The organism is Nocardioides sp. TRM66260-LWL (assembly GCF_020075545.1).
GTDB lineage: Bacteria > Actinomycetota > Actinomycetes > Propionibacteriales > Nocardioidaceae > Nocardioides.
The window spans coordinates 36,861-48,066 of sequence record NZ_JAIQZK010000001.1 but is presented as its reverse complement, the minus strand read 5'-3'; the positions used below and the strand labels follow the sequence as shown (position 1 = coordinate 48,066).

Genomic DNA, 11,206 nt, shown 5'->3' with positions numbered 1-11,206 from the left:
TTGAACAGTGCTGGTGGAGCTGCGGGGAATCGAACCCCGGTCCTCGAGCGCCGAACCAGGTCTTCTCCGGGTGCAGTCCTGTGATGGCGCTTTTCTCAGCCTCGATGCTCACACGGACATGTCATCGACAGGCTCAGTCGGGTTTGAGTCCCACCCATCCACCCCGACGGCAGATGAGCAGCGAGTCTCCTAGATGACGCCCGGGTCCGGGACGGAGACGTATGCCCGGTCGGACGCTTCGATCACCGCTCAGGCGGCGAGAGCGAAGGAACTGCGCTTAGCGTTGGCAGTTATGGGTTTCCAGCGGTCGTTTACGAGATGTCGCTGGCTCCTCGACCCGCTTCCCCTGGAACCAACGTCCCAAGTCGAAACCGATCAGCCCCCTGTTGAGTTGTGTCCTCAGTCTAGCCCGCGGGCCCAGCGTCGGGCACCGGGGTTTCCGGCGGCTCCGCCGTGAGCGCGAAGACCGGCCAGCCGATCTCGGTGCGCCACGAGCTCGCGTCGTCGGTGTCGCGGGGGCCGACGAGGTAGGTCTCGCGGATCGGGCCGGCGACCACGAGCGAGCTCGCGACCAGCCAGGCGCCGACCTCCCCGTAGGTGACGTCGATGTCGTCGTGCTCGCCGACGTGCGTGGCCACCGCCAACTCGACGGCCGGCAGCGTCACCGGCCGCACCCGGCCGAGGCTCGGCGGGTCGTCGCACGGCCGGTGCACCAGGGCGCGCCCGCGTCCGTGGGTGAACAGGGCGTCGTCGTACACGCCGCCGGACGGCCCGGCGAGCGGCGCCGGCAGACACGCGTCGAGCTCGGCCATCGCGCCGGCGTACCAGGCGAGCACCTCGTCGAGCCCCACGTCCGCGGCGATGCCGGCCACCGTCGTCGCCGGCACCGAGCGGAGCTCGACGCGCACCGGCGCGGGCTCCGGCGCCAGCAGCCGCTGCAGCGAGCGCACCGCCCCGCGGGTGCGCTCGAGCTGTGCCTCGAGCCGGCCCAGGTGGGCGCCGACGAGGTCCGCCCGGACGCCGGGGTCGGGCGTGGCGAGGATCCGCCGGACGTCGGCGAGCGGGACGTCGAGCTCGCGCAGCCGGTGGATGACCTGGGCGGTCGGGATCTGGTCGGCGGCGTAGCGGCGGTAGCCCGACCGCTCGTCGACGTCGGCCGGCTCGAGCAGGCCGGCCTCGTGGTAGCGGCGCAGGGTGCGCACGCTGAGGTGGGTGAGCCGGGCGAACTCGCCGATGCCCAGGGCGTTGCTCACCCGGCCAGTCTGCACCCTCCCCCGGGGAGAGGGTCGAGCGCTTGACCCTCCGGGTCCGGCAGCCGTCACGCTCGACCGCATGAGCGACCAGACGACGACCATCGATCCCACCGACCTCCCGGCGACGATCCGCGCCTTCCTCGAGGCCCACATGGCCCGCGACGCCGACCGCGCCCACGCCGCGTTCGCCACCGACGCCGTGGTGACCGACCAGGGCGAGACGTTCGCGGGCCCGGCCGGCATCCGGGACTTCCTGCAGCACGCCGGCAGCGAGTTCACCTACACCAGCCGCCTCATCGGCGCCGAGCGTCTCGACGACGCGCGCTGGGTCGCGCTGGTCCGGCTCGAGGGCGACTTCCCCGGCGGCGTCGCCGAGCTGCCGTACCGGTTCGTGCTCGACGGCGGGTCCATCGCGCGGCTCGACATCGGCTGACCGGACGCGCGGGTGCGGGGATCTCGACAAGCTCGATCACCGACCGCGCGGCTCGATCACCGGACGGGCTGCCCGATCACCAGAGCGCCCGGGTCAGTCGCGCATGCCCTTCAGCCGGCGTCCGATCTCGACCTCGACCTCGCGCTTGGCGGTGCGCTCGGCGATCGCGTTGCGCTTGTCCCACGACTTCTTGCCCTTGGCCAGCGCGATCTCGACCTTCGCGCGGCCGTCCTTGAAGTACAGCGAGAGGGGCACGACGGTCAGGCCCTTCTCCGAGATGCGGCGCTCGATCTTGTCGATCTCGACCCGGTTGAGCAGCAGCTTGCGCTTGCGGCGCGCGGAGTGGTTGGTCCAGGTGCCCTGGGAGTACTCGGGGATGTGGACGGCGTGCAGCCAGGCCTCGTGGCCGTCGATGTCGACGAACCCGTCGACCAGCGACGCGCGTCCCTGCCGCAGCGACTTCACCTCGGTGCCCTGGAGCACGAGGCCCGCCTCGAAGGTGTCCTCGATGTGGTAGTCGTGGCGCGCCTTCTTGTTCTGCGCGACCAGCGTGCGGCCCTTCTCCTTCGGCATCCGCCCATCATCCCAGCCGGGCCCACCCCGACGGCAATCGGCTTTCCGCCGTCAGGGGTGGGGCCGCGGATCCTGCAGCATCAGAGCCACTTCTCCGGGTCGACGGGCGTGCCGTTCTCGAGCACCGTGAAGTGCAGGTGGCAGCCGGTCGACCAGCCGGTGTCGCCGACCCAGCCGACCGTCTCGCCGCGGGTGACCCGCTCCCCCACGTTCACCCGGTAGCCCGAGGCGTGGTTGTAGACGACGGTGAGGTTCTTGCCGTTCACCGAGCCGAGGCTGACGTAGAGCCGGTTGCCGTAGACGGCGTCGGAGAACCGCTGGGTGACGATGCCGTTGCCGGCGGCCTTCATCGGCTCGCCGCAGGAGACGCCGAAGTCGGTGCCGTCGTGCAGGCCGTAGTAGCCGTAGATCGGGTGGATGCGGTAGCCGAACGGCGAGGTGATCGGGCCGTTCACCGGCGGCGTCAGGAAGCCGTCGCCCGCCCGGACGTTGCCGGACGCCCGCCGCTGCTGGGCGAGGATCTGCTTGCGGATGCGCTCCTCACGCGCCTTGAGCCGGGCGAGCACCCGACGGTCGGCGGCGGCGGCCGCGGCGGCGCGTCGCTGCTGGGCCGAGCGCTCGGCGACCAGCTGCTGCACCGAGGCCTCGGCGGTCTTCGCCCGCGCGCGCAGCGCTGTGACGCGCTCGAGGTTGCGGGCGGCGGCGGCCCGCTCGTCGGCCACCTCGGCGGTCGCGGCCTCGACCTTGCCCTCCCGGGCGGCGAGGTCGCGCTCGGTGGCGACGAGGTCGTCGTAGACGCCCGACTCACGCTCGACGACGACGTCGCCGAGGCTGTCGCGGCGGGTGAGCTCCTCGGCGTCCGCGGAGTCGAGCAGGGTGGCGAAGGCGCGCAGGCGCGGGTCGCCGAGCTCGTAGTAGCTGGTGATCGTCTCGCTCACCTGGGTGCGCTGCCGGGCCACGGCCCGCTTGCCCTCGGCGAGCGCCGCCTGGGCGTCGGCCAGCCGCTGCTGCGCCACCGCGAGCCGCTGCGCGAGCCGCTCGTCCTCGCGGCGCGCCTCGGCGAGCTGGACGGTGATGCGCGAGAGGCGCTGCCGCGCGGCGGCGAGCCGCTGCTCGGCGGCCTTGACCCTCAGCGCTGCGCGTCGCGCGGCACCGCTGGACTCGTCGAGATCCTGCTGGGCGCCGCGGATCTGCGACTGCACCTGCTTGCGACGGTCCTTGAGGTCGCCGGAGCCCTTGGCGTTGGCCAGCGGCAGCGCCACCGCGCCGAGCAGCAGGGCGAGCGCGGTGAGCGTGGCGAGGATGCGGAGGCGCGGGCTGCGCAGCAGCACGGCGCCGGGGAAGAGGCGCATGTCAGTCCAGGTGTTCGGGGAAGAGAACCCGTCGACCGTAACCCGGTGGCGTCAGACCTTGATGTATTTGCGGGTCAGCAGGAGTGTCGGCAGCAGCGTGACGACGGGGCCGACGATCGCGATGATCACCAGGGCGACGAGGAAGTCGTCCAGGCCGATCCACGGGATGAAGCCGATGTAGTCGCGCAGCCGGTCGTGGACGCCGAACCACATGCCGGCCGCGAGCGCGCCGCCGGCCAGGGCGACGCCGACGATCGCGGTGAACAGCGCCTCGAGCAGGAACGGCAGCGAGATGTAGAGGCCGGACGCGCCGACGAGCCGCATGATCGCGATCTCCTTGCGCCGCGCGAAGGCCGCGAGCCGGATCGTGTTGGCCACGAGCATCAGGGCGGCGACGACGAGGAACACCGCGACGCCCAGCGAGGCGACCTGCATGACCCGCATGCCGCTGAGGATCGGCTGGACCACGTCACGCTGGTCCTTGACGCTCGAGACGCCGTCGAGGCCCAGCACCGCGCTGGTGATGCCCTGGAACTGGTCGGGGTTCTTCAGGGTGATCCAGATCGACTCGCGGAAGTCGGCGGGCGTCAGCACCGGCTGGTCGCCCTGGAAGAGCTTGGGGTCGAAGAGCTTCTGCGCCTTCTGGTAGGCGGTCTCCTGCGACTCGAAGTAGAAGGAGGCCACCTCGGGGTTGTTCTTCACGACCTTGGTGATCGCGGCCTTCTGCGCGGAGTCGACCGCGCCGAGGCAGCGCTTGACGGGGTCGTCCTCACGGCACAGGAACGCGGTGATCTGCAGCTCGTTGCCCCACTGCTCGGCGGCGGCGTCGGCCTGCCGCTTGACCAGCACGCCCGCGCCGACCAGCGCGAGGGAGACGAACAGCGTGAGGATGACGGCCAGGTGCATCGACAGGTTGCGACGCAGGCCCTGACCGAGGTTGGAGAAGACGTAGCGCATGGGAGCTCTCTGGTAGCGGGCTGCTGACGTACGGGTGGCGGCGCGGCCGGCGCGGGCGACCCGGTCGGGGTCGGCGTGTCGGCCGTCGGGTCAGTGCTGGAAGCCGTAGGCGCCGGACGCCTCGTCGCGGACGACGCGGCCGGAGTCGAGCTCGATGACGCGCTTGCGCATGAGGTCGACGATGCCGTGGTCGTGGGTGGCCATGACGACGGTGGTGCCGGTGCCGTTGATCTGCTCCAGCAGGCGCATGATCTCCGCCGACGTGGCGGGGTCGAGGTTGCCGGTGGGCTCGTCGGCCAGCAGGATCATCGGCCGGTTGACGAACGCGCGGGCGATCGCGACCCGCTGCTGCTCGCCGCCCGAGAGCTCCTCGGGCATGCGGTCGCCGAGCCCGGAGAGCCCGACGAGGTCGAGCGTGCCGGGGACGACCCGCTTGATCTCGCGGCGCGGGGTGCCGATCACCTCCAGCGCGAAGGCGACGTTCTCGGCGACGGTCTTGGACGGCAGCAGGCGGAAGTCCTGGAAGACGGTGCCGATCTGCCGGCGCAGGCGGGGCACCTTCCAGCCGGCGAGGCGGTTGATCTCCTTGCCGGCCACGTACACGCGGCCGGACGAGGCGCGGGCCTCGCGCAGCACCAGGCGCAGCGCGGTGGACTTGCCGGAGCCGGAGGCGCCGACGAGGAAGACGAACTCGCCCTTCTCGACGTCGACCGACACGCCGTCGAGGGCGGGCGCGGTGCTGCCGGGGTAGGTCTTGACGACCCTCTCGAAGCGAATCACCTGATCGAGGCTAGCCCAGCATCGGCCCGCGGCCGCGCACCCGGCTCGGCCGGTCACGAATCGGTGAGATGTGGCTCATGTCGGCCCGCCCCCGGCCGTTGCACCGGACGATGGCGCGGTCGCCCCGACCGGCCGAAGGAGTCCCGCATGCGTCAGCCCCGCCGTCCCGGCCGTCCCTCGAGGCCCGTCCGGGACGCGCCGGCCGCCCGCGCCCGGGCCGCGGCGCTGACGGCGACGCTCGTCGCGGCGGCGCTCGTGGCGGCGGTCGCGCCGCACGGATCGTCGGCTCCGCGCGCGGGCGAGGTGCCCGTCCCGGCTGCCGCCGCGCCCGCGGCGCCCGCAGTGTCCTCGGCGACCGCGGCTCGCGGCGGCGGGCAGCCGCCGGCGGTGCCGGTGACCCTCGAGCCGGCTGCGCTGACCTCCCCGGCCCCCGGCGTGACGCGTCCGCTGCCGCCGATCCTGCCGGCGCGGGTGCGGGGTCCGCGGGCGCTGCGCGGCCTGGACGCCGGCCTGCTGCGCGCCGTCGCGCGGGTCAACGGTCGTACCGTCCCGGCACTGCGCCGGCTGCTGGCGGACCCGACCACGGTCGTCGACACCGCTGGGCGGGTCGCCTTCCGCGACGCCCTCACCCCGCCGCCGGCGAGCCTCCGGGCCTCGGCGGCGCCGCGGCTGGTGGTGCCGGCCGCCCAGACGTTCACCCTGCACAGCCGGCCCGGCTCGCAGCGCACGATCTACCTCGACTTCGACGGCGTCACGCTCAGCGGCTCCGGCCTCGGGGCCGCATGGGTGCAGCAGGGCATGACCGCCGGCGCCTACGGCGGCTGGTCGCAGGACGCCGACTACACGACGTTCTCCGACGCCGAGCGCGCCACGATCCAGCAGGTCTGGCAGCGGGTCTCGGAGGACTACGCGCCCTTCGACGTCGACGTCACCACCGAGCAGCCCGCCGCCGCGGCCATCGACCGCAGCGGCGCGGGCGACCCGACCTTCGGGGCGATCGCCGCGATCACCGACGACCCGAACGCCCACGGCTCAAGCGCCACCTGCGGCGGCCAGCAGGGCTGCACCGGCATCGCCTACGTCGGCGTCTTCGACGCGTCGTCGTCGCACCAGGCCTACCAGCCGGCCTGGGCGTTCACCCGCTACTACGACGACGTGTACTCGATCGCCGAGACGGTCAGCCACGAGGTCGGCCACCAGCTCGGCCTCTCCCACGACGGCGTCACCGGCGGCAGCTCGTACTACTCCGGGCAGGGCGCGTGGGCGCCGATCATGGGCTCGGGCTGGAAGCCGATCACCCAGTGGAGCAAGGGCGAGTACGCCGGCGCGAACCAGCTCGAGGACGACCTGGCGATCATCGCGCAGTCGGCTCCCCTGGTGGCCGACGACGCCGGCGACACGGTCGCCACCGCCTCGAAGACGCTGCCCACCGCCGTGGCGCCCGGGCTGATCGGCACCCGCACCGACGTCGACGTCTACCGGCTCGGCACCTGCACCGGCGACGTCGTCGTCCGCGCCGTGCCGGCCGACGAGGGGCCGGACCTCGACCTCGCGCTGCGCGTGCTCGACGCCGACGGCACCGCGCTGGCGTCGGCCGACCCGCCGGCCCAGTCGCTCTCGACCAACCCGCCCACCGCGTCCGGGCTCGACGCGCGGGCCACCCTTGCCGGCGGCGGCCGCGTGCTGTACGCCTCGGTCGACGGCGTCGGCTACGGCAACCCGCTCACCGACGGGTACAGCGACTACGACAGCCTCGGGCGCTACCGGCTCGAGGTCACCGGCTGCGACGCCGCGGCCTCGCCCAGCCCGTCGTCCAGCACCTCGACGAGCCCGTCGGTCAGCCCGTCGCCGTCGGTGTCGCCGAGCGTCTCGCCCTCCGTCTCGCCGAGCGTCTCGCCCAGCCCGTCGCCCAGCGACCCGGGCGCCGTCGCGACGGTGCCCGGCGCGCCGGCGTCGCTGACGGCGATCGGCGTCACCCGCAGCGCGGCGACCCTGCAGTGGCAGGCGCCGCTGGACGACGGCGGCAGCCCGCTGACCGGCTGGCTGGTGGGCGTGCCGGGCGCGGCGCCCGTGACGCTCCCCGCCGACGCGCGGACCTACCAGGTGACCGGCCTCCCTGCCGGCCGCACCGTGACCCTGACGGTGGCGGCCGTCAACGCCGAGGGCGTCGGCGAGGCCGGCTCCGTCGACGTCACGACGCTCCCGGCGGCCACGCGTCCCGGAGCACCGTCACGCCCGGTGCTCACCCGCGGCGCCCTCGGCCGTCCCCTGACGCTCACCGCCACGTGGTCGGCGCCGAGCGACGACGGCGGCGCGAGGATCACCGGCTACGTGATCGAGGCCGTCCGGCTGGACGCCTCGGGTCGCGTGGTGGAGCGGCGACGCGGCGAGATGCAGACCAGCGGCAGCCGGGTGCGGGTCAGCCTGGCGCTGCCGGACGGCCGGTGGGCGGTGCGCGCCTGGGCCGTCAACGAGGTCGGCGTGGGTCGTGCGAGCGCCCGCTCGGAGGCGGCGCGTCCCCGCTGATCAAGCGCGGAGGGGACGCCGCGCGCCGGTGCGTCAGGCGTCCTCCTTCTCGGAGTTGCGGCGCCACCGGATGCCGGCCTCGAGGAAATCGTCGATCTCGCCGTCGAAGACCGTGCTGGGGTTGCCGGACTCGTGGCCGGTGCGCAGGTCCTTGACGATCTGGTACGGGTTGAGCACGTAGTTGCGCATCTGGTCGCCCCACGAGGCCTGCACGTCGCCGCGCAGTCCGTCGAGCTGCGCCTTCTCCTCGGCCTTCTTCAGCGCGAGCAGCTTGGCCTTGAGCACGACCATCGCGGACGCCTTGTTCTGCAGCTGCGACTTCTCGTTCTGGCAGCTGACGACCGTGCCGGTGGGCAGGTGGGTGAGGCGGACGGCGGAGTCGGTGGTGTTGACCGACTGGCCGCCGGGGCCGCCGGAGCGGAAGACGTCGACGCGGATCTCCTCGTCGGGGATCTCGATCTCGTCGGTCTGCTCGAGCACGGGCACGACCTCGACGGCGGCGAAGGACGTCTGCCGGCGGCCCTGGTTGTCGAAGGGGCTGATGCGCACGAGGCGGTGGGTGCCGGCCTCGACGCTGAGCGTGCCGTAGGCGTACGGGGCGTGCACGGCGAAGGTGGCCGACTTCAGGCCGGCCTCCTCGGCGTAGGAGGTGTCGAAGACCTCGACGCCGTACTTCTGCCGCTCGGCCCAGCGGGTGTACATGCGCATGAGCATCTCCGCGAAGTCGGCGGCGTCGACGCCGCCGGCGCCGGCGCGGATCGTGACGAGGGCCTCGCGGGCGTCGTACTCGCCGTTGAGCAGGGTGCGCACCTCGAGCGACTCCACCGACTGCTTGATCGAGGCGAGCTCGCGGTCGGCCTCGGCGAGGGAGTCGGCGTCGCCCTCCTCCTGGCCGAGCTCGACGAGCACGGCGACGTCGTCGATGCGGCTCATCAGGGACTCGAACCGCTCCATCTGGCCCTGCAGGGCGGAGAGCCGGCCGGTGACGCGGGTGGCGTTGGCCTGGTCGTCCCAGAGGTCGGGGGCGGCGACCTGCTCGCCGAGGTCGGCCATCTCGGTGCGCATGGCGTCGAGGTCGAGCACCTGCCCGATGGTCTTCATCGTCGCCTGGAGCTGCTTGATCTCGACGTCGTAGTCAGGGCCTGCCACGAGGGTGCAGCCTACGCGGCGCGCGACACGCGCACCTACTCCGCCGTCAGCGGGGGGTGCCGAAGACCTGCGAGTAGTACCAGGTGCCGTCGCTGGCCTGGCGGGCGGCGAGGCCGATGAGGCGGTACCGCCTCTCGAGGATGTTGGCGCGGTGGCCGGGCGAGTTCATCCAGTCGCGGACGACCTGCTTGCCGCTGGTCTGGCCGTAGGCGACGTTCTCGCCGACCATGCGCAGCTGGCAGCGCGCGAGGATCGGGTCGAGCGGCTGGTGGTACATCGTGCGGCTGGCGGCCATCCGGGCGGCCTGCTGGGCGGCGAAGCGCTGCAGGCAGCTCGACGCCTTGAGCGCGGCCCGCGAGCGGGTGGTGCGCTCGTGGTTGGTGCCGGCGACCGCCTCCTGCTGGATGGTCGCGGCCCGCGACTGCGCCGCGGGCGCCGGGGAGACGAGGAGCCCGCCCCCGGCGATCAGCACGCCGAGGCCGGCCGCGGCGAGGCGTCGCATCCGGGCCGGGGACGTCGAGGACCAGCGATCAGGCACGGCTCTCACGCTAGGTGTCGGGGCGGGGATGCGCATCAGTTCCAGCGCAAACGGCCGGGTAAAACCTGGGCGGCTTCCGGTCGGGGCGGTCCACGACCGCTCACTGGTCGGCGCGTCGGTCGCGGATCACTCACGGGTCGACGACGGTGACGGCGGCGCCCCGCGCCACGATCCGCGGTCGGCTCGCGGCGCCGGGGAGGCGCAGCGGCAGGTCGAGCGGCGCCGAGACGGTGACGACCACCTCGTCCGGCCGCACCTCGACCGCGAACCGCAGGCCCGGGTACCGCTCGGCCACCCCGGCGTCGTCGAGGAAGGCGGCGACGGCCTCCCGCGCCGAGGCGGGGTCGACGGCCAGCCGCTCCCCCGGCACGCCACCCTGGTAGGCCCGGCCGGCGGCGCCGAGATCCGCGGCCTGGAGGGCCGCGCCGTCGGCGAGGTTGTCGAGGCTCTGGCGGTGCAGGAACGCGGCGGTGGCGTCGACGACCAGCGCGATCGCGAGGACGAGCACGAGCGCGAACCCGACGATCAGCGGGATCACCGAGCCGTCGTCGGCACGCGGCCGCTGCTCGCCCCTCACCGACCGCGCTCCTGGAACCGGCCGACCGGCAGCCGGTGGGTCGCATCCAGCGACACCGACGGCGGGGTGTCGCCGAACATCCGCGGCAGCAGCGGCAGGTCGACGCGGGTGGCGAGGCGGACGGTCACCACCGAGGTGCCGCTGTGGCAGTCCGTCGGCACCGGGGTGCAGGAGATCTCGACGCGCACTGGGGCATCGACGCCCTGGTCGGCGAGGGCGAGCCGCGCCGCCTGCTCGGCCCGCACCCGCCCGGTGGCGTCGTCGGGCGCCAGGACGAAGGCGCGGCCGGCGGCTCGTGCGGCGCTCGTCGTGCCGTAGGCGCCGCGCTGCACCTCGAAGACGCTGAGCAGGATCCAGACCAGAGGCACCAGCAGCAGGACGCCGAGCCAGACGAACTCGACCACGGCCGAGCCGCGGTCGTCGCGGCTCACGGCTGCTCCTCGATGGCGTGGGCGACCACGTCGAGCTTGACGGCCGGCCCACCCAGCCCGAGCGCCGGGACCCGGAGATGGACCCGGATCTCGGCGGCCGGTGCGCCGTCGACCAGCGTCGGTCGGTATCTCACGCCCTCGGCGAAGCGCGCGGCGACGGCCTGCGCGATCAGCTGACGGGTGCGGAGGACACCGTCGCCGCCATCTCGGTCCGCGGTGGCCGCGTAGCGGGCCCCCTCGGCCGCGGCCGAGGCCACGGAGTTCCGCACGAACAGCACGAGCGCGACCTGCAGCACGCCGAGCACGATCGGCACCAGCAGCACCATCACCAGCACCGCGTCGACGACGGCGGCCCCGCGATCCGTCCGGCGGTCGCGGGGCCGGCTCACCGGACCGAGTCGAGGGCGTCGGTGAGCATCGAGGTCAGCGCCGGACCGGCCGCCTTGGAGATCGCGCCGACGAGTGCGACCGTCATGACGGTGACCAGCACCCACCCGGGCACGTCGCCACGATCGTCCCGCGCGCGCAGCCGGACGAGGATCGTGCTGCCGACGGCGAGGACCGCGGCGAGCAGCCTGGCGACGACGCGCGGTTCATCGACCGCGCGGTGGATGGTCTGGTTGGACCTGCTCTTCAT

Annotated in this window: 13 protein-coding genes and 1 other RNA gene; 2 read left to right on the top strand and 12 right to left on the bottom strand. The window is 73.5% G+C overall.

What is annotated here, in order from left to right; all coding sequences use genetic code 11:
- Positions 1-11 precede the first annotated feature (11 nt).
- Positions 12-383, bottom strand: a transfer-messenger RNA (tmRNA) gene (gene ssrA / locus K8Z61_RS00230).
- A 21-nt stretch (positions 384-404) separates the two neighbouring features.
- Complete coding sequence (locus K8Z61_RS00225; protein WP_224126065.1) at positions 405-1,253, bottom strand: MerR family transcriptional regulator; 849 nt, start codon at positions 1,251-1,253, stop codon at positions 405-407.
- 79 nt (positions 1,254-1,332) lie between these two features.
- Between K8Z61_RS00225 and K8Z61_RS00220 the strand changes: the two genes are divergently transcribed.
- Positions 1,333-1,686 carry a nuclear transport factor 2 family protein gene (locus tag K8Z61_RS00220; protein ID WP_224126064.1) on the top strand — a complete coding sequence of 118 codons (354 nt, stop codon included), beginning with the start codon at positions 1,333-1,335 and terminating at the stop codon, positions 1,684-1,686.
- Positions 1,687-1,779: 93 nt separating this feature from the next.
- Here the strand turns inward: K8Z61_RS00220 and smpB are convergent, their stop codons facing one another.
- The 4 genes from smpB to ftsE all read right to left on the bottom strand — a co-directional run bounded on the left by smpB (position 1,780) and on the right by ftsE (position 5,348).
- Complete coding sequence (smpB, locus tag K8Z61_RS00215; protein ID WP_224126063.1) at positions 1,780-2,259, bottom strand: SsrA-binding protein SmpB; 480 nt, start codon at positions 2,257-2,259, stop codon at positions 1,780-1,782.
- A gap of 80 nt (positions 2,260-2,339) precedes the next feature.
- Positions 2,340-3,611, bottom strand: coding sequence for a M23 family metallopeptidase (locus tag K8Z61_RS00210; protein ID WP_224126062.1), 1,272 nt, complete (start codon positions 3,609-3,611; stop codon positions 2,340-2,342).
- 51 nt (positions 3,612-3,662) lie between these two features.
- A complete protein-coding gene (ftsX, locus tag K8Z61_RS00205; RefSeq protein ID WP_224126061.1) occupies positions 3,663-4,568 on the bottom strand; it encodes a permease-like cell division protein FtsX in 906 nt (301 codons plus the stop codon).
- 90 nt (positions 4,569-4,658) lie between these two features.
- Positions 4,659-5,348: a cell division ATP-binding protein FtsE gene (gene ftsE / locus K8Z61_RS00200; protein WP_224126060.1), complete on the bottom strand. Its 690-nt coding sequence runs from the start codon at positions 5,346-5,348 to the stop codon at positions 4,659-4,661.
- A 147-nt stretch (positions 5,349-5,495) separates the two neighbouring features.
- Here ftsE and K8Z61_RS00195 point away from each other — a divergent pair, with 147 nt between their 5' ends.
- A complete protein-coding gene (locus K8Z61_RS00195; RefSeq protein ID WP_224126059.1) occupies positions 5,496-7,874 on the top strand; it encodes a fibronectin type III domain-containing protein in 2,379 nt (792 codons plus the stop codon).
- A 33-nt stretch (positions 7,875-7,907) separates the two neighbouring features.
- Here K8Z61_RS00195 and prfB read toward each other — a convergent pair whose 3' ends face one another.
- The 6 genes from prfB to K8Z61_RS00165 form a co-directional block, all read right to left on the bottom strand.
- Positions 7,908-9,023, bottom strand: a complete 1,116-nt coding sequence (prfB, locus tag K8Z61_RS00190) for a peptide chain release factor 2 (protein ID WP_224126058.1) — start codon at positions 9,021-9,023, stop codon at positions 7,908-7,910.
- Between the two features lie 46 nt (positions 9,024-9,069).
- The gene (locus K8Z61_RS00185; protein ID WP_224126057.1) at positions 9,070-9,561 is read right to left on the bottom strand and encodes a CAP domain-containing protein; all 492 of its coding nucleotides are present in this window, start codon (positions 9,559-9,561) and stop codon (positions 9,070-9,072) included.
- Positions 9,562-9,691: 130 nt separating this feature from the next.
- Positions 9,692-10,138 (bottom strand): pilus assembly protein TadG-related protein, encoded by a 447-nt coding sequence (locus K8Z61_RS00180; protein WP_224126056.1) that lies wholly within the window; start codon positions 10,136-10,138, stop codon positions 9,692-9,694.
- Positions 10,135-10,569: a hypothetical protein gene (locus K8Z61_RS00175; RefSeq protein ID WP_224126055.1), complete on the bottom strand. Its 435-nt coding sequence runs from the start codon at positions 10,567-10,569 to the stop codon at positions 10,135-10,137. The genes K8Z61_RS00180 and K8Z61_RS00175 overlap by 4 nt, the downstream gene beginning before the upstream one ends.
- The gene (locus tag K8Z61_RS00170) at positions 10,566-10,958 is read right to left on the bottom strand and encodes a TadE/TadG family type IV pilus assembly protein (RefSeq protein WP_224126054.1); all 393 of its coding nucleotides are present in this window, start codon (positions 10,956-10,958) and stop codon (positions 10,566-10,568) included. Before K8Z61_RS00170 ends, K8Z61_RS00175 begins: the two co-directional genes overlap by 4 nt.
- Positions 10,955-11,206, bottom strand: a complete 252-nt coding sequence (locus K8Z61_RS00165; protein ID WP_224126053.1) for a hypothetical protein — start codon at positions 11,204-11,206, stop codon at positions 10,955-10,957. Before K8Z61_RS00165 ends, K8Z61_RS00170 begins: the two co-directional genes overlap by 4 nt.